This is a genomic window from Comamonas sp. BIGb0124, assembly GCF_003752175.1.
GTDB lineage: Bacteria > Pseudomonadota > Gammaproteobacteria > Burkholderiales > Burkholderiaceae_C > Comamonas_F.
In genome coordinates this window covers 21,323-39,015 of sequence record NZ_RJVF01000009.1, presented here as the reverse complement: position 1 = coordinate 39,015, position 17,693 = coordinate 21,323, and the positions used below count along the sequence as shown (strand labels likewise).

At 66.7% G+C, this 17,693-nt stretch carries 16 protein-coding genes; 9 read left to right on the top strand and 7 right to left on the bottom strand.

Translation table 11 applies throughout. The annotated features are described in order from the left end of the window. Positions 1-3 precede the first annotated feature (3 nt). From EC845_RS06420 to EC845_RS06405, 4 genes are read right to left on the bottom strand one after another with little or no spacing between them, the layout of a single operon-like run. Positions 4-1,353, bottom strand: coding sequence for an amidase (locus tag EC845_RS06420; protein ID WP_123296417.1), 1,350 nt, complete (start codon positions 1,351-1,353; stop codon positions 4-6). Continuing rightward, positions 1,350-2,903: a DHA2 family efflux MFS transporter permease subunit gene (locus tag EC845_RS06415; protein WP_123296416.1), complete on the bottom strand. Its 1,554-nt coding sequence runs from the start codon at positions 2,901-2,903 to the stop codon at positions 1,350-1,352. The genes EC845_RS06420 and EC845_RS06415 overlap by 4 nt, the downstream gene beginning before the upstream one ends. Further along, positions 2,894-4,258 (bottom strand): amidase, encoded by a 1,365-nt coding sequence (locus tag EC845_RS06410; RefSeq protein WP_123296415.1) that lies wholly within the window; start codon positions 4,256-4,258, stop codon positions 2,894-2,896. Before EC845_RS06410 ends, EC845_RS06415 begins: the two co-directional genes overlap by 10 nt. 32 nt (positions 4,259-4,290) lie before the next feature. After that, positions 4,291-5,916 (bottom strand): ABC transporter substrate-binding protein, encoded by a 1,626-nt coding sequence (locus tag EC845_RS06405; protein WP_123296414.1) that lies wholly within the window; start codon positions 5,914-5,916, stop codon positions 4,291-4,293. A gap of 254 nt (positions 5,917-6,170) precedes the next feature. Here EC845_RS06405 and EC845_RS06400 point away from each other — a divergent pair, with 254 nt between their 5' ends. Genes EC845_RS06400 through EC845_RS06385 form a run of 4 tightly spaced genes read left to right on the top strand, consistent with a single transcriptional unit; the run spans position 6,171 to position 10,100 of the window. Next, positions 6,171-7,241, top strand: a complete 1,071-nt coding sequence (locus EC845_RS06400; RefSeq protein WP_123297928.1) for an ABC transporter ATP-binding protein — start codon at positions 6,171-6,173, stop codon at positions 7,239-7,241. Continuing rightward, entirely contained in the window at positions 7,241-8,245 is a 1,005-nt protein-coding gene (locus EC845_RS06395; protein ID WP_199739747.1) for an ABC transporter ATP-binding protein, read from the top strand. Before EC845_RS06400 ends, EC845_RS06395 begins: the two co-directional genes overlap by 1 nt. After that, positions 8,242-9,195, top strand: a complete 954-nt coding sequence (locus tag EC845_RS06390; RefSeq protein WP_123296413.1) for an ABC transporter permease — start codon at positions 8,242-8,244, stop codon at positions 9,193-9,195. The genes EC845_RS06395 and EC845_RS06390 overlap by 4 nt, the downstream gene beginning before the upstream one ends. Next, entirely contained in the window at positions 9,192-10,100 is a 909-nt protein-coding gene (locus EC845_RS06385) for an ABC transporter permease (RefSeq protein WP_123296412.1), read from the top strand. Before EC845_RS06390 ends, EC845_RS06385 begins: the two co-directional genes overlap by 4 nt. Positions 10,101-10,109: 9 nt before the next feature. Here the strand turns inward: EC845_RS06385 and EC845_RS06380 are convergent, their stop codons facing one another. Continuing rightward, positions 10,110-11,057, bottom strand: coding sequence for a LysR family transcriptional regulator (locus EC845_RS06380; RefSeq protein ID WP_123296411.1), 948 nt, complete (start codon positions 11,055-11,057; stop codon positions 10,110-10,112). Between the two features lie 172 nt (positions 11,058-11,229). Here EC845_RS06380 and EC845_RS06375 point away from each other — a divergent pair, with 172 nt between their 5' ends. The 5 genes from EC845_RS06375 to uraD all read left to right on the top strand — a co-directional run bounded on the left by EC845_RS06375 (position 11,230) and on the right by uraD (position 16,261). Beyond that, the gene (locus tag EC845_RS06375; RefSeq protein WP_158615641.1) at positions 11,230-12,219 is read left to right on the top strand and encodes a tripartite tricarboxylate transporter substrate binding protein; all 990 of its coding nucleotides are present in this window, start codon (positions 11,230-11,232) and stop codon (positions 12,217-12,219) included. Positions 12,220-12,259: 40 nt separating this feature from the next. Beyond that, positions 12,260-12,721, top strand: coding sequence for a tripartite tricarboxylate transporter TctB family protein (locus tag EC845_RS06370; protein ID WP_123296409.1), 462 nt, complete (start codon positions 12,260-12,262; stop codon positions 12,719-12,721). Between the two features lie 23 nt (positions 12,722-12,744). Then, positions 12,745-14,244, top strand: a complete 1,500-nt coding sequence (locus EC845_RS06365) for a tripartite tricarboxylate transporter permease (protein WP_123296408.1) — start codon at positions 12,745-12,747, stop codon at positions 14,242-14,244. A gap of 38 nt (positions 14,245-14,282) precedes the next feature. Next, positions 14,283-15,284, top strand: a complete 1,002-nt coding sequence (locus tag EC845_RS06360; RefSeq protein ID WP_123296407.1) for an ABC transporter substrate-binding protein — start codon at positions 14,283-14,285, stop codon at positions 15,282-15,284. Between the two features lie 62 nt (positions 15,285-15,346). Beyond that, positions 15,347-16,261 carry a 2-oxo-4-hydroxy-4-carboxy-5-ureidoimidazoline decarboxylase gene (gene uraD / locus EC845_RS06355; RefSeq protein WP_123296406.1) on the top strand — a complete coding sequence of 305 codons (915 nt, stop codon included), beginning with the start codon at positions 15,347-15,349 and terminating at the stop codon, positions 16,259-16,261. Positions 16,262-16,287: 26 nt separating this feature from the next. On the opposite strand, the gene EC845_RS06350 is transcribed toward uraD, so the two are convergent. Further along, positions 16,288-16,962, bottom strand: coding sequence for a type 1 glutamine amidotransferase domain-containing protein (locus EC845_RS06350; protein WP_123296405.1), 675 nt, complete (start codon positions 16,960-16,962; stop codon positions 16,288-16,290). 106 nt (positions 16,963-17,068) lie between these two features. Beyond that, positions 17,069-17,674 (bottom strand): TetR/AcrR family transcriptional regulator, encoded by a 606-nt coding sequence (locus EC845_RS06345; RefSeq protein ID WP_123296404.1) that lies wholly within the window; start codon positions 17,672-17,674, stop codon positions 17,069-17,071. Positions 17,675-17,693 lie beyond the last annotated feature (19 nt).

The following is a 17,693-nucleotide window of genomic DNA, read 5'->3' as shown; positions in this document are numbered from 1 at the left end:
GGCTCAGCTCAGCAAAGGCGAACGGCGCAGATGGTGATCGGTCTCGCGCTGGAAGGCGATGCCGGCCTGGAACAGCAGGTCCTCCTGCCACCATGCGGCTTCGAGCTGCATGCCGATCGGCAGGCCCTGGGCATCGAAACCACAGGGCACCGACAGGCCCGGCAGCGCGCCGACACTGCCTGCATAGGTATTGCGTGTGGATGCCTTGGTGGCTTCGAGCAGATTGGCACCGTCGTCGATGAGCGGAGCCGTCTGCGGTGCGGTCGGCGAAAGCACGATGTCGACCTGGCTGTAGATCTCGCGCAGCATCACACGATAGCGGTTGCGGAACGCCAGCGCCTCGGCGTACTGGACGCCCGTCACCGCCAGGCCATGGCGCATGCGCTCGACGACCGATGCGGTGATGGACTCCGGACGGTTCGTCAACGTGTCGTCGAACTGGTGGCAGATGTCGGAAAACACGGCGCGCGACTGATGCAGATGGGCCTCTCCGGCCAAGGGAACGTGAATGTCGACCAGCACCGCACCCGCCTGCTCCAGGATGCGGGCGCCGGCCAGCACGGCCTCGCCGACACCGGGGCCCAGCGCCTCGAAGTAGTGATTGCTGGGCAAGCCGATGCGACGTCCCTGGATACCGGCGTGCAGGTGCGGCAGGAAATTCGGCACCGGCCGGTCGACGCTGACGCCGTCGGCCGCGTCGTAGCCGGCGAGCACCGAAAACAGGCGTGCGACGTCATACACGCTGCGGGCGATCGGGCCCACGGTGTCGTAATGTTCGCTGACCGGCACGACACCGGTGTTGGGAATGCGGCCCAGGGTCGGCCGCAGTCCGCTGACGCCGTTGTAGCAGGACGGCAGCCGCACCGATCCACCGGTGTCGGTTCCGAGCGAGCCGGTGCACATGTCGGCGGCCACGCTGACGGCCGATCCGCCGCTCGAGCCGCCGGGAATGTTGCGGTCGTTCCAGGGATTGCGGCACTGCCCTCCCACTGCGCTGTACGAGCGCGAACCGAAGGCCAGCTCGGCCATGTTGGCCTTGGAGACCAGAATGGCGCCGGCCTGGCGCAGGCGCTGCACGACCGTCGCGTCGCGAGCGGCCAGGTTGTCCCGCAGAAATTCCGCACCTGCGGTGGTGGGCTCTCCGGCTATGTCGATGTTGTCCTTGACGGACACGGTCATGCCATGCAGCACACCCATGGATTCGCCGCGCGAGGCAATCCGGTCCGCCTCCTGTGCCTGCGCGATCGCCTGGTCGCGGCGGATCGCGATGAGCGCATTGAGTCTGGGATTGAGCCGCTCGGATTGCTCCAGATGGGCTTGGGTCTGTTCGACGGCGCTGCCGTAGGGGGTCATGGTTTGCTCCTTTTGGGCGGGGTGAGGTGGCGGGGTGTGGCGATGGAAGCCGTGGCGGCCGAGGGCCCGCGGCGGCGGCAAGCGAGATGCGTCGAAAGACACAACCCGATGCCGGCGAGGCAGAGCGCGGCAAGCACCGCAAAGGCCCAGCGGCAACCGGTCAGGAACTGCAGCACGTCCTCGGGCGTGGTCTGATCGAGCCGGCCGTCGTAGACGGCGCGCTGCACGTCCGGGGCGAGGCCGGCGATGGCGATGCTCATGGCAAGCGCAGCGCCCAATACGAGGCCGGCGTTCTGCAGCGTCGAACGGATGGCGTTGGCGACACCGCGCCGCTGGGCCTGCACGCCGCCCATGATTCCGCTGTTGTTGGCGGTCAGGAAAAGACCGGTTCCCAGGCCGATGGCCAGAAGGCCGACACCCAGCATGGCGGTGTGCACTTCGGCGTGCAGTTGCCAGACCAGCCAGCACAGGCCCACCATGACGAACAGCAGCCCGGTCGCGCTGAGATGCAGACTCGAGAAGCGCCCCATCAGCCGGCCTGCCACCGGCGAGGCCAGCATCATGCCGACCGGCACGGGCGCGACGCTCAGGCCGGCGTGAAACGCATTGGCACCCTGCACACCCTGCAAAACCAGGGCGACGAGCAACACGCTCGAGGTCTGTGCCATGCAGATGAGCAGCACGCAGGCATACGCAGTTGCACGTTCACGGTCGGCAAACAGACCGAGATCGATCAGCGGGTGGCGGGTGCGCCGCTGCGCGGCCACGAAGACCGAGAAGCACAAGACCGACAACGCCAGCGCCAGCCAGCAATGGGGGCTGCTCCATCCCTTCGGGCCCGCCATCGACAGCCCATAGACCAGACCGGACAGAGCCATCATCGACAGCAGTGCCCCCCTCACGTCGAACGGTTCGTTCTGGCGCGGCAGCACATCCTTCAGCGTGCGATGGGCGCGGTGCAGCGCGTAAAGGCCCAGCGGCAGATTGAGCAGGAAAATGGCCCGCCAGCCGAGCGTCGAGACCACGGCCCCGCCGAGCATGGGACCGAAACTCTGCGCGGTTGCCGAGAGGGTCGAGTTGAGCCCCAGTCCGAAAGCCAGCGTCCGCGATGAAAACGCATCGGTCAGCAACGCCGTGGTATTGGTGATGACGGCGGCAGCGCCCACCGCCTGCAGACACCGGAACAGCAGCAGCCAGGCGGTATCGGGGGCCAGGCCGCAGCCGACACTGGCCCCGGTCAGCAGCGCCAGCCCGCCCATGTACAGCCGCCGGCGTCCGAACAGGTCGGCCAGACGGCCGCAGACAGGGATCAGAGCCGTGGTCACGAGCATGTACGACAGCAGGATCCAGCTGGCCTGGGCACTGCTGCTGCCGAGATCGTGGCTGACCACGGGCAGCACCACGTTGAGCGTACTGGCATTGACGAAGCACAGCATGACCCCCAATGCAGTGACCGAGAGCACCCGCCAGCCGTAGCGGTCGGCCTGCCGGTCGGCGGCTTCGGCCGATCCGACAAGGACTGCATCCTCGTGGTCCGTCTTCAGGGGCATAGCCGGGCCATCGCATCGCGCACCATGGGCGGCACGGACAGGTGGTGGGCGGTGGCCGACTGGTAGTGGGCACCGAGCGCGAGCACCCGCGCGTCGTGCCAACGCGGCGCAATCAACTGGATGCCCACCGGCAGGCCGTTCGCGGCATGCCCGCACGGCACCGACAGCGCCGGCGTGCCCGCCATCGCCCAGGCATAGGTGAAGCGCGAGATCTTGCGTGTGGTCTCCAGCATGCGCGCGGTGTCGGTGCGCAGAGGCGCGGTCACCGGACAGGTCGGTGTGAGGACGACATCGACCTGCCTGAACACGTCGTCCAGCACCCTCAGCCAGCGCTCCTTGAAGCGCATCGATGCCGCGTACTGGGGACCGGTGACGGCTTGGCCGTGGCGCATCCGGTCCAGCACATCCGCACCGAACACCTCGGGCTGCTCGGCAAGACGCCGTGCATGCACCTGGGCCGCATCGGCGTGCACCATGGGCATGAGATGGGCCTGTGCCTGCTCGACACCCGGCAATTCGATTTCGACGACCTCCACGCCCATGGCACGCAGATCGGCAATGGCCGCACGCACCAGCCGTTCGACATCCGTCTCGATGTCGCCGAAACACCAGTGTGCCGGCACCCCGACCCGCAAGCCGCGAACGCCCCGCGTGTACGCATGCGCCCAGCTCTCGACAGGCCGGTCTTCGCAGCAATCGTCGCCCGGCGCCAGGCCCGCGATGGCTTCGTGGGCCCACGCGACCTCGGCCACCGTACGCGCCAGCGGGCCGATCGTGTCGTATGCGGCACTCACCGGAAAGCAGCCTGTATTGGGCACGCAGCCATGGGTCGGGCGCAGCCCGGCCACGCCGTTGAGGGCCGCCGGAATGCGGATCGAGCCGCCGGTGTCCGTCCCCAGGGAGATATCGCACATTCGCGCGGCTACGCTCGAGCCCGAACCGCCGCTGCTGCCTCCCGGTATGGCGTCGGCATTCCAGGGATTTCCGCCCAATCCGTGGTGCGGGTTCTGGGTGGTTCCGCCAAAAGCGAACTCATGCAGGTTGGCCTTGCCGATGATGACGGCGCCGGCCGCACGCAAGCGGGTCGTGACCGGTGCATCGGCCACCGGTACGTGGTCGCGGAAGAACGCCGACCCCATGGTGGTGGTCCATCCTGCAGTGTCGATGTTGTCCTTGAGACTGACCGTCAGGCCCGACAGCGGCGTGAGCGGAGCGTGAGCCGCGCGCTCGGCCACCGCCTGAGCTTGCGCCAGGGCATCGGGGTTGGAAGAGATCAAGGCCTTGAGCGCAGGATTGAGCGCTTCGGCCATGGCCAGGTGCAGCCGGGTACGGGCGACCGGATCGAAAGAAGTCATGATGCTCTCGTATCGTGATGGGGGCTGGACGCTCAGGCCATGCGGATCGGGGTGAGATCCTGGAACCAGGACTGCGCCTGGACAAAACCCTGCACCTTGCCGCTGAGCGCGCGAGGATTGAGGTCGTGTGCCGCATACAGGAACAGCGCACGGTCCACCACTTCGCCATGAACCTGGGCCAGCAGCGCGTCCTGCTTGGCGCTATCGGTCTCGGTCTGGATCTGGGCAAACAGCTTGTCCAGCCCCGCATCGCTGAACTTGCTCCAGTTCACGCCGGCCGGCGCGGCCATGTTGGTCTGCAGGATGCGCGCGAAGGCCCGGAACGGGTCGAACGGGCCCTGGGAGATGTTCAATGCATGGCAACCGCGCGCACTGGGCGATCCGGCTCCGGCCTTCCAGCATTCGATGAGAGCCTGCCATTCGAAGACTTCGAATTCCACCTCGATGCCGATCTCGCGCAGGTTCTGCTGGATGAACTCGTTCATCGGCAGGGGTTGCATCTGGCCCGAACCGCTGCTGGAGATCGCAACCTTGGTACGAAGCGGTTTCTGCGGGCTGTAGCCGGCCTCGGCCAGCAGCTTGCGCGCCGCGTCGGGGTCGTGCTTGAGCTCGAAAGTGGGCTTGCCATACCAGGGGTGCCCCTTGGGTACGACGCCCTGCCCTTCGACCATGAGCCCGCCCAGCAGGGTTTTCAGGCCCGAGCGGTCGATGCCCAGGTTGGCCGCCTTGCGCACACGCAGGTCGGTCCAGGGCGAACCCGGAATCTGCGCAAGGAACCAGGTCCAGTTGTGCGGATAGATATTGGTGACGATCTGCATGCCTGCCGCCTTGAGGGACGGAACCGCATCGGGAGCCGGTGCCTCGATGAAGTCGACCTGCCCGGAACGCAATGCCGCGACACGCGCATTGGCATCCGGAATCGGCATGAGGATGAGTCGGGCCGATTTGGGTATGCGGTCCTTGTTCCAGTAGTCCGCATTGCGTACCAGCACCGCGCGCTCGCGCTGGTTGTAGCTCTCGAGTTTCCAGGGGCCGGTGCCTATCGCCTTGTTGGTGTAGGCGTTCCAGTCCTTGCCCGCAGCTTCCCATGCGCCGCGATGCACGATACCCATCCAGGTCAACGCATAAGGCAGCGTTGCATCCACCACGGCGGTTTCGACCCAGAACGTGTTCTTGCCCTCGGCACCCCAGGCCACCACCCCGGGGATCTGAGGCAGCGCCTGGCTGAAGGCGCGCTGGTCGAACCAGGCGGCATCGCGCTTGAAGGCCCGATCGAAGCTGAAGACGATGTCGTCGGCCACCAGCTCATGGCCGTCGTGGAACTTGACGCCTTCCCGCAGCGTGAAAACCCAGCGCTTCGGATTGCCGGCATCTGTCTTCCACGCCGTGGCGAGACAGGGCATGAGCCGGGCAGGACGATCGGCGTGCGACAGCTCCCAGGCCACAAGTTGATCGTACAAGGTGACATTCATGAAGCGCGCCCCTTCGCCGCCCTGGTCGGGGATGCCGTTGGTATTGGGCACTGCGCCCACGGTCATGCCCACGCGAAGGGTGCCCGAAGCGGTCTGCGCCTGGGCCAGATCGATACCGAGAAGGGCCGGTGCTGCCGCGGCCGCACCGCTGAGCAACAAGCTTCGCCGATTGATCGTGTATGCCATGAAAAACTCCTATGTGGTCGGGACTGGATAAAGTTGTCCATGCAACTTGTGCGCCAGTTTTTTCGTATGCCCGATTGAAACCCCACCCATAGGCAATGTTGTACGTACAGAAAAAACGATCAATCAGCCCCTGACTGGTGCAATTCCACGTTGCGACTCGGTGCACCGCGCCCTGTGCTTGTGCACATCGTCGACCCCATGACTCGTCCGTACAAGTTGGCGAGACCTGGCCTGCCAATTGCTTGGAGGCCTTCATGAATCCAATCCCCACGAATCCAGCCACCCAGGCCTTGGCCGCATCCCTCGCACCGCTGCCGGATGTCGGCGGTCCGGCGCAACCGTTGCTCAGCGTGCGTGGTCTGTACAAGCACTACCCCTTGGGCAAACGCTCCGGCACGGTCCGGGCGGTCGACGGCATCGATTTCGATGTACGCAAGGGCGAGACCTTGGGCGTGGTCGGAGAATCCGGCTGCGGCAAGTCCACGACTTCGCGGCTGATCATGTCGCTGGTGCAACCGACGCAGGGCGAGATCGTGTTCGACGGCTTGGCCGTCGGCAGCCGGCAACTGCCCATGAAGGAATACCGCCGGCAGGTACAGATGGTGTTTCAGGACAGCTATGCCTCGCTCAACCCTCGCCTGACGATCGAAGACGGCGTCGCCTTTGCACCGCAGGTCCACGGCATGTCGCGCAGTCATGCACGCGCACAGGCACGCGAGCTGCTGGAAGCCGTCGGTCTCGACCCCGCGCTGTTCGGTCCGCGCTTTCCTCACCAGCTCTCGGGTGGCCAGCGTCAGCGGGTCAACATCGCACGGGCGCTCGCCCTGAAGCCGCGGCTGCTCATCCTCGACGAACCCGTTTCGGCCCTCGACAAATCGGTCGAGGCCCAGGTCCTGAACCTGTTGGTCGAGCTCAAGGCGCGCTACGGACTCACCTATCTCTTCATCAGCCACGACCTCAACGTCGTGCATTACATGGCCGATCGCGTGCTGGTGATGTATCTGGGCCGACTGGCGGAAATCGGCGACGTTCAGTCCATCTACCGTCACCCCGCGCACCCCTACACCCAGGCGCTGCTGGAGAGCCGCCCGTCGATGGACCCCGCGCGCAGGCGCGAACGGGCACCGCTCTCGGGCGATCCGCCCAACCCCATCGATCCCCCTTCGGGATGCCGATTCCGCACGCGCTGCGTCCATGCGCAGGATGTCTGCGCATCCACGCTGCCCCCTCTGGTCGAGGCCGGTCCGGGTCAGCAGGCCGCGTGTCTCATGGCTCAGCCCGGCAGCGGCTGGCACTCGCCTCAATCCCTGTCGGAGGTCCGATAATGATGCAACCCTTGCTTCAGGTCGACGACCTGACAGTGACATTCCATCCCAAGAAAGGCGAAGGCCTGCCTGTACGGGCCGTGGGCGGCGTGAGCTTCTCGCTCGATTCCCGCGAAACCTTGTGCATCCTGGGCGAATCGGGATCGGGAAAATCGGTGACGCTGCGTGCCCTGATGGGACTCAACCCGCCACGGCGGACCGAGCTGGGCGGCCGCGTGAGACTGGCCGGCCAGGACATCGTGGGGGCCAGCGAATCACGGCTGAGCGCCCTGCGCGGCGGCACGGTGGCCATGATCTTCCAGGAACCGATGACCGCGCTCGATCCGGTATTCACCATCGGCACGCAGATAGCCGAGACCGTTCGTCGTCACGAGGGAATCGGCAGGCGCGAGGCCCGTGCGCGTGCGCTGGAATTGCTGGAACGGGTCCAGATCCCATCGGCTGCGCGCCGCCTGGACGCCTACCCTCACGAGCTCTCGGGCGGACTGCGCCAGCGCGCCATGATCGCCATGGCCCTATCGTGCCGGCCACGCCTGCTGCTGGCGGACGAGCCGACCACCGCACTCGACGCCACGGTACAGATCCAGGTTCTGCTGCTGCTGAGGCAATTGCAGCAGGAACTCGGCATGGGCCTCATTTTCGTGACGCACGACCTGGGCGTGGCCAGCGAGGTCTCGGATCGCATCGCGGTGATGTATGCGGGACGCTTCGTCGAGGAAGCCCCGATTGCGCGCTTCATGGCCGGCCCCCTGCATCCCTATGCCAAGGGCCTGCTGGGCGCGACGGTGCATGGCGACTCCAAAGGGATGCCCCTCACCACCATCGGCGGCGCACCGCCCAGACTCGATCGGCCGCCGCCCGGATGCGCATTTGCCCCGCGCTGCACCGCGGCCCGCCCCGAGTGCTCGCAGGCATTGCCCGAACTGCGTGAGGTCGGCCCGGCCCGCACCGCGCGCTGCATCCTCGTGCCCGGCACCCGTCACACCGAGCTGGAGGCCGCATGATCGTCTACCTTCTTCGACGCGTGCTCTACGCCGTGCCGATCGCACTGGCGGTCAGCATCGTCTGCTTCCTGCTGGTGCATCTCGCACCGGGCGACCCGGTGAACGCCATCGTCTCGGCCGATGCCCCCGCCGATGTCGTGGAACAGGTGCGCCGCGCCTACGGCCTCGACCGCCCCCTGCCCGTGCAGTTCTGGCTGTGGCTCGGACACGTGGTGCAGGGCGACTTCGGACAATCCCTGGCCAGCGGTCGTCCCGTCTGGGAGGAGATGTCCGGCGCGATCGTCAACACGCTGCGCCTGTCGCTGGTCGCGGCAGGACTGGGCTTCGCCATGGGCAGCCTGCTGGGCGTGCTGGCTGCGGCACGCCGCAACACCCGGATCGACAAACTGGTGGTCGGCCTGGCCGCTGCCAGCGTGTCGGTGCCGCACTACTGGCTCGGCATGGTCATGGTGGTGATCTTCAGCGTGCGGCTGAACCTGCTGCCTGCGCTCGGCGCCGGCGCCGGGGGTTCCGAGGCCTGGACCTGGGACTGGGAGCACCTGCAGTACATGGTGCTGCCGGCCGCCACGCTGGCCGTGATCCCCATGGGCATCGTCGCCCGCACCGTGCGCGGCGTGGTCATCGACGTCCTCACCCAGGACTACATCACCACCTTGCGGGGCAAGGGACTGGGCCGCACGGCCACGGCGCTGCATGTGCTCAAGAACGCCGCTCCCGCCGTGCTGTCGGTCATGGGGCTGCAGCTCGGCTACCTCATGGGGGGCTCCATCCTGGTCGAGACCGTGTTCTCCTGGCCGGGCACCGGCTTCCTGCTCAACGGCGCGATCTTCCAGCGCGACATTCCCGTGCTGCAGGGCACGATCCTGATCCTGGCCCTGATCTTCGTGTTGATCAACCTCGTGGTCGATTGCCTCCAGACCGTTCTCGACCCTCGCATCAAACGCCAATGAACACCACCGTCGCCTCTTCTTTCGATTTCGCGTCCGCGCCCGCTGCGGCCACACCGGCCCCCGACCAGGAAACCTACTGGCAGGGCGTGTTCAGACGCGTGCGCCGCGACCCCGTCACGCTGGCCTGCGCGCTGGTGCTGGCGCTGCTGTTGCTGGCCGTGCTGCTGGCACCGTGGATCGCGCCCTACAGTCCGTATCAAGGCAGCATGCTGCAGCGGCTGCAGCCCATCGGCAGCGCCGGCCATTGGCTCGGCACCGACGAACTGGGCCGGGACATGCTGACGCGCCTGCTCCACGGCGGGCGGCTTTCCTGGTTCCTGGGGATCACGCCCGTGCTCATCGCCCTCGCCATCGGCGGCGGACTGGGCATCCTGGCGGGTTATGCAGGCGGGGCCGTCAACATGTTCATCATGCGGCTGACCGATGTCTTCTATGCCTTTCCGTCGGTGCTGCTGGCCGTCGCCATCAGCGGCGCGCTCGGTCCCGGTCTGACCAACGCCATGCTGTCGCTGTGCCTGGTCTTCATTCCGCAGTTGATCCGTGTGGCGGAGTCGACCACCACCGCAGTGCGCAACCTCGACTACATCGAAGCGGCCCGCTCCAGCGGAGCCAGCGGCTTCACCATCGTGCGGGTGCACCTGCTGCCCAACGTCATCGGTCCCATCCTGGTGTACGCCACCAGCCTCATCAGCGTCTCGATGATCCTGGCTTCCGGTCTGTCGTTCCTCGGCTTGGGCACCCGGCCGCCCGAAGCCGAATGGGGCCTGATGCTCAATACGCTGCGCACGGCCATCTACAACCAGCCCTGGGTCGCCATGCTGCCCGGCCTTTGCATCTTCGTGACCAGCACCTGCTTCAACGTGCTCAGCGACGGCTTGAGAGCCGCGATGGAGGTGCGCGACTGAAGCCTCGGATCAGATCACATCGGCCGGCCGGCTGCGCGAGCGGCTCATGGCCAGCGCCTGCTCGATGGCCGTCTGCAATTGCTCGGCCACCACTTTCACCAGCGGCGGCAAGGGATGACGGGCATCGACTGCGATGCTGATGGTCTGCGGCTCCGCGCCCCGATCGCGCACCGGTACAAAACGCAGCGAGCCGTCGGCCAGTTCCTGCGCGGCATCGAGCTCCGAGGTGAACACCACATAGCGGCCGCTGCGGGCCAACTGCTTGGTCAACTGCAGCGAGTTGCTCTCGAACCGCCCCCGGCTTTGATCGAACAGCCAGCCATACTGGGCTTCGAGGTAGCGGCGAATGGCCAGTGCACGGCTTTGCAGCGCCACCGGATAGGCGGCCGCCTCCTGCAGGCTCACCGAACGCGCATCGGCCAGCGGATGCGTCGGTGCCACCACGCAACCGAAAGGCAGTTCGGCGCGCCACAGCACGAGCACCTCGCGCCGCGGCGGCAGGTTGAATGCCGCAACCAGATCGGCCGTGCCGGAGAGCAACGCAGCGGCCGCTTCGTCGGTGCTGCTCAAGTGAACCGACAGCGCGATCAGCGGGTGGGTGCTGCCCAAGGACTCGACCAGCAGCGGCAGGATGCTGGTCGAATGGCTGTCCATGGCGTGCAGGTTGACGTGCCCCTGGTGCACGCCCTGGTAACGCCGGATCTCGGCCGTCATGTGCCGTTCGTCCTGGCGCCAGCGGCGAGCCAGCGTCACCACGGCATCGCCGGCCACCGTCAACCGCATGCCGCGCGGCAGACGCTCGAACAACGGCGCCTCGAGCTCTTCCTCGAGCTGCAGGATCTGCCGGTTGATGGCCGACGCGGCCACGTGCAGCTCGCGTGCGGCAGCCTGGATCGAGCCCGACCGGGCGACCTGGTCGACATAACGCAGCTGGGCAGGGACAAGGGAATGCGGCATGCAGGCTCCAGGGTGGGGACGCTGAATCAAGCATACACATTATTCGAATGCAGGAGGCTGAATTCGGTGATGGACGGCAATGGTCGGCTTTCCTACGATGCGTTCCATGCAAGCCGATCGCCGGTCTTGCCCACCCCGCGTACCGCCCCACGCCACTCAGGAGTTTCCTGCCATGTCCGTCTTCTCCTCGCTCAAATCCGCCTTGACCCTGGCCGCGCTGGCCGCCTGCGCGCTCGCCCCCATGCAGCAGGCCTCCGCGCAGACCGCGGCCTGGCCCAGCAAGCCTGTTCGCATCATCGTCAGCTTCCCGCCCGGCGGCACCAGCGACATCGTCGCCCGCCTGATCGGCCAGCACCTCACCGACAAGCTGGGCCAGCAGTTCATCGTCGACAACCGCCCGGGGGCCGGCGGCACGCTGGCCGGCGAACTGGTGCACAAGGAAGCGCCCGACGGCTACACCCTCATCCTGGCCAACAACGCGCCCTTCACGATCGCGCCCACCCAGTTCAAGAAGATTCCCTACGATCCGGTGGCCGACTTCACCCACATCGGCTACATCGGCGCCTCGGCCCCCGGCCTGCTGGTGCAGCCCTCTCTGGGCGTGAAGAACCTCGGCGACTTCATCGCGCTGGCCCGCAAGGATCCCAAGATCAGCTACGGCTCCAGCGGCGTCGGCTCCATCAGCCACATCCTCGGCGAAGGCGTGAAGAAAAAGGCCGGCATCGCCATGGTCCACGTGCCGTACAAGGGCAGCGCCCCGGCCATCCAGGATTTCAAGGCCGGCGTGCTCAAGACCTACTACGACCTGCTGGCCCAGAACGTACCCATGATCAAGGCCGGCGAGGCCGTGGCGATCGGCGTCGCGTCGGCGCAGCGCATCTCGCAGGCCCCCGATGTGCCCACGTTTCGCGAACAGGGTCTCGACATCGTGCTCGAGAACTGGCTGGGCGTCTCGGGCCCCGCAGGCATGCCGGCCGACCTGACCCGAAAGATTCACGACTCGGTCGCCGAAGCCGTGGCGCTGCCCGCCGTGCAGGAAAAGCTGCTGTCGTGGGGTGTCGAGAGCAAGACCATGAGCACGGCCGAATACACCCAGTTCGTCGCGCAGCAGATCGATGTCTGGCGCCCGCTCATCATCGAGGCCGGTGCGCAGGAAAAGTAAGCCCAGGCGTCCACTCCATCATTGACACGAGCGAGCCATCATGATGAATGCCCTGCGTCGACTCCTGAACCACCGCGAGGTGCTGGCCGGACTGTTCGTGCTGCTGCTCGGCCTCGTCTGCCTGGCGGCCGTCGGCGATCTCGACATCGGCAGCGCCAGCGAAATGGGGCCCGGTTATGTGCCGCGTGCCCTCGCCTGGATGCTGATCGCCGCCGGCACCGGCATGGCGCTCGTGGCGGCGCTGCGAACGGCGCCCGAAGCCCTGCCGGCGCTGGTCCTGCGGCCCCTGCTGGTGATCTCGCTGTCGGTGCTGCTGTTCGGCGCCATGGTCGACCGCCTGGGCATCGTGCTGGCGGTGGTGGTCTCCACGGCTGTGGCCTCGCTGGCCAGCCCCATCAGCCGCCGGCGCGAGACACCGCTGCTCTGCGCCGCGCTGGCGGCCCTGTCGGCCCTGGCCTTCGTCAAGGGGCTGGGCCTGGCGATCCCCATCTGGCCGCGCTGACACCCCCACCGGAGAAATCGACCATGGACCTGCTCAGCCACATCGGCATGGGCCTGCAAGTCGCAGCCCTGCCCGAAAACCTGCTGTTCTGTTTTATCGGCGTGCTCATGGGCACGCTGATCGGGGTGCTGCCGGGCATCGGGGCCGTGGCCACCATGGCCATGCTGCTGCCCATCACCTTCCATCTGCCGCCGGCCACCTCGCTCATCATGCTGGCGGGCATCTACTACGGCGCGCAGTACGGCGGCTCGACCACCGCCATCCTGGTCAACCTGCCCGGCGAGGCCAATTCGGTGGCCACCACGCTCGACGGTTATGCCATGGCGCAGCGTGGCCGCGGCGGCGCGGCCCTGGCCATCGCCGCCATCGGCTCCTTCGTCGCAGGCACGGTTGCGACCCTGCTGATCGCGGCCTTCGGCCCCGGCATGGCTTCGCTGGCCCTTCAGTTCGGCCCTGTCGAGTATTTTTCGCTCATGCTGCTCGGCCTGGTCTGCTCGATCGTGCTGGCCAACGGATCGGTCTTCAAGGCCATCACCATGATCGTGCTGGGCATGTTCCTCGGCCTGGTCGGCGCGGATGCGAATTCGCCGATGCCTCGGTTGACCTTCGGTGCCATGGAACTGGCCGACGGCATCGACTTCGTGGCCGTCGCGGTCGGTCTCTTCGGATTGACCGAGATCATGCTCAACCTCGAGCAAAAGCCGCGCGAAGTCAAGGCCGTCCCCATGCACGAACTGCTGCCGACGCGTGAGGAACTGCAGGCCAGCATCGGGCCGATCCTGCGCGGCACCCTGTTGGGCTCGCTGCTGGGCGTCTTGCCGGGCGGTGGCGCGTTGCTCGCCTCGTTCGGTGCCTATGCCCTGGAAAAGAAGATCAGCCGCACACCGCAGCGCTTCGGCCATGGCGCAGTCGAGGGCGTTGCCGCTCCCGAGGCCGCCAACAACGCAGGGGCGCAGACCTCGTTCATCCCCCTGCTCACGCTGGGCGTGCCCTCCAACGCCATCATGGCCGTCATGGCCGGCGCCATGACCATCCAGGGCATCGTGCCCGGCCCGCAGGTCATGACCGAACACGCCACGCTGTTCTGGGGAATGATCGCCAGCATGTGGATCGGCAATCTCATGCTGGTCGTTCTCAACCTGCCGCTGGTCGGCCTCTGGGTCAAGCTGCTGCAGGTGCCCTACCGGCTGCTCTACCCGGCCATCGTTTTCTTCTGCGCGATCGGCATCTACAGCATCAACAACCGCGCGCTCGACGTCTATCTGGCCGTCGGCATCGGCGTGCTGGGCTACCTCATGATCAAGCTGGGTTTCGAGGCGACGCCGCTGGTCCTGGGTTTTGTGCTCGGACCGATGATGGAAGAGAACTTCAAGCGCGCCATGCTGCTGTCCGGCGGCGACGCCGGCACGTTCATCGAACGCCCCATCAGCACCGGCCTGCTGCTCGCCGCGCTGATCGTGCTCACCGCCATGCTGCTGCCCAGCGTCAAGCGCACCCGAGCGGTCGCGCTCAAGGAAGACTGAACCCACGCCGACCCGCATCGACCTCAGGAGACACGACCATGACCCAGACCCTCCCCACCCCACCCGGGCAGGCCCTGCGCCTGCGCTTCATCCTCAACACCTTCTATTCCGGCCCGCAGGCCTGGTTCTTCGTCGCGCAGGATCGCGGCTACTTCGCCGAAGAAGGCCTGGACATCGACTTCACCGAAGGCGACACGCTCGCCAATGCCGTGCCTCGCCTGGCCGACGGCCTCTACGACGCGGGCTACGGCGACATGAACGCCCTCATCGAATGCGCGGCGGCCCGTCCCGAAGAAGCCCCGGTGGCCGTCTTCGCCATGCACAACCGCTCGCCCTACACCATCGCCGTTCCGGCGAACGGCCGCATTCGCCGGCCGCAGGACCTGGCCGGCAGCCGGCTCGTCACCCACCCCAACGATGCGGCCTGGCGCATGTTCCCCGAGTTCTGCGCGGCCTGCGGCATCGATCCCGCCAGCCTGAACATCGAGGTCAGCGAGCTGCCGCACAAGGACATCGTGCCCCGGATGCTCGCGGGCCGGTGGGACGGCCTGTTCGGCTTCGTCAACACGATCGGCGCACAGACCCTCGAGGCGGGACTCGACCCGGCCGCGGTCCTGCGCCATTTCGAATGGCAGCACTACGTGCCGTCGCTGTACGGCGCCGCAGTGATGGTCACGCCCGACCTGCGCGAGCGCCACCCGCAGGCGGTGGCCGGGCTGGTCAGGGCCGTGCATCGCGGCCTGGTCGACACGGTGGCCGATCTCGATGCCGCCATCGACGCCGTGGCCCGCCGCAACCCCGCGCTCGACCGAGCCGCCAACCGATCCCGCCTGGCCGGCACGCTCGCCCTCGAAATGGCCCACCCCGAAGGGGCACGCCTGGGCATCGGCGCCGTCAATCCCGAACGCATCGCCGCCACGGTCGCCCTCATGGCCCAGGCCAAGGCCCTGCCCGGCCTGCCGGCACCCGACAGGCTCTTCGACGACCGTTATCTGCCGCCGCTCGACCAGCGGGTCCGGACACTGTCGGTCTCGGACTGAAACGCCCCGCAACGACCCTGCCCCCGTCTGCCCTCGCCGGCCCCCTTCGACACGCCACGCACATGCCCGTCACTCTGCCCACGCCCGACACCCTCGATGCCCTCAACACCTGCGAACCGGCCGCCTTCGTGGCGGCCATCGGCGAGGTCTTCGAACATGCGCCTTGGGTCGCAGCCGCCGTCGCCGGCCTGCGGCCCTTTGCCGACGCTCAATCCCTGCACCAGGCCATGATGCGGGCCGTGGCCGACAAGTCCGAAGACGAGCGGGTCGCGCTGTTCTGCGGCCACCCCGAACTTGCGGGCGAGGCCGCGCGAAGCCAGCGGATGACGGCAGACTCGCAGCAGGAACAGGGCACGCTCGGGCTGGCCGAACTCGATGGCGACAGCGCAGCGCAATGGGACGAACTCAACCGCCGGTACCGCGACCGTTTCGGTTTTCCGTTCATCCTGTGCATCAAGCGCCACACCCTGGCTTCCGCCCTGCAAGTCTTCGCGCAGCGGCTGGCACACGACCGGGCCGACGAACTCGAAGCCACCTTGCAAGAGATCGGACGCATCACCCGGCTGCGGCTGGGCCAGCGCATCCGCGATCACGCCCTGCCCGAGCTGCACGGCCAGTTGACCACCCACGTGCTCGACATCGGCCGTGGCCAGCCCGCAGAAGGCCTGCACATCGAGCTGTTCGAAGTCGCCCGCGACGGCCGGGCCGCACCCGGTGCGCCGGCCCTCGCCCGCTTCGTCACCGACCGCCATGGCAGCAGCGAGCGCCCCCTGCTCCACGGCCAGCCGTTGCGCATCGGCCGCTACGAGATGCGCTTTCACGTGGGAGACTACTTCCGCGCACAAGGACTTGCGCAGGGCCCCTGGCCCTATCTCGATATCGTGCCGGTGGTCTTTGCCATCCAGCAATCGGAAGCCGACTACCACGTGCCCCTGACCATCACGCCCTGGGCCTACGGCACGTACCGGGGGCAGTGAAGACCCCCCCTCGTGCGGAACCGGCGTCACAGCCGGCCCAGCAACACCTTTGCCGTCTCGGCCGAAGACGACGGATTCTGGCCGGTGACGAGCAGTCCGTCCGTGACCACGTAAGAAGCCCAATCCGCGCCCTTGGCGTAGAGGCCGCCCTGGGCAATCAGTTCGTCCTCCACCAGGAAAGGCACCACCTTCGTCAGGCCCACGGCTTCTTCTTCGGTGTTGGTGAATCCCGTGACCTTCTTGCCCGCGACCAGGGCTCGTCCATCGGCCGCCTTCACGTGGCGCAGCACGCCCGGTGCGTGGCACACCAGCGCCACCGGCTTGCCGGCGGCGACAAAGGATTCGATCAACGCGATGGAATGGCGGTCTTCTGCCAGATCCCACAAGGGTCCATGGCCGCCCGGATAGAAGACGGTGTCGAAGTCGGCCTGCGAGACGCTGTCGAGGCGAACCGTGGCAGCCAGTTGGGCCAGCGCCTGGGCATCGGCTTCGAAACGCCGGGTCAGATCCGTCTGGAACGAAGGCTCGTTGCTCTTGGGGTCGAGCGGCGGCTGCCCACCCTTGGGCGAGGCCAGCACGACTTCGGCGCCGGCGTCCTTGAAGGCGTAATAAGGGGCAGCCAGCTCTTCGAGCCAGAAACCGGTCTTGAGGCCGGTGCTGCCCAGTTCGTCGTGCGAGGTGAGGACCATGAGGATTTTCATTTGATTTTCCCGGTGATGCATTTCTGCGTGAAAATAATAGACCAGTCGGCTAGTAGATCGGTCTGAAAAAGCACTTCATTCGAAGTGCCTGCGGAGACCTGCCCGGTCAGTCGGGCAAGTGGAGGATCCGTTTGGTGCTGCCCATCGCTGCCTCGAAAGGTTGGCGGTTGCGGACGATCTTCACCATCACGCTGGCGCCCAGCCACAGTTGGTAAAGGCTCTCGGCGGTACGGCCCGGGTCGCCGTCGATCGACAGCGATCCTTCGGCCGCACCGGTCTCTATCGCCCGGGCCAGGCGCGACGTGATGCCCGAGGTTCCCTGCTTCAGCGCCAGCCGCATGGACTCCGACAGATCGGCGACCTCGGCCCCCAGCTTCACCGCCAGGCATTTGCCCTGGCAATCGAGAAACGACTGGGTGTCTTGCCAGTTCTGCCAATAGTTCATCAGACGCTGAGCCATGTTCAGGCCCGGCTTGCGCAGCGTCTCGTCGAGTTCGGCCAGGTAGTCGTCGAAATAGCGGTCGAGCAGCGCCTCGCCGAAGGCTTCCTTCGACGCGAAGTAGTGATAGAACGAGCCTTTGGGCACACCGATGTCGCTCAGAATCTCGTTGAGCCCGACCGCGGAAAACCCCTTGCCGGCCATCAGGCGCTGACCGGCTTGCAGGATGCTGGTACGGGTTTCGGACGATTCTTTGACAGAGGATGAAGCCATGGCGAGACTCTAGCACCAA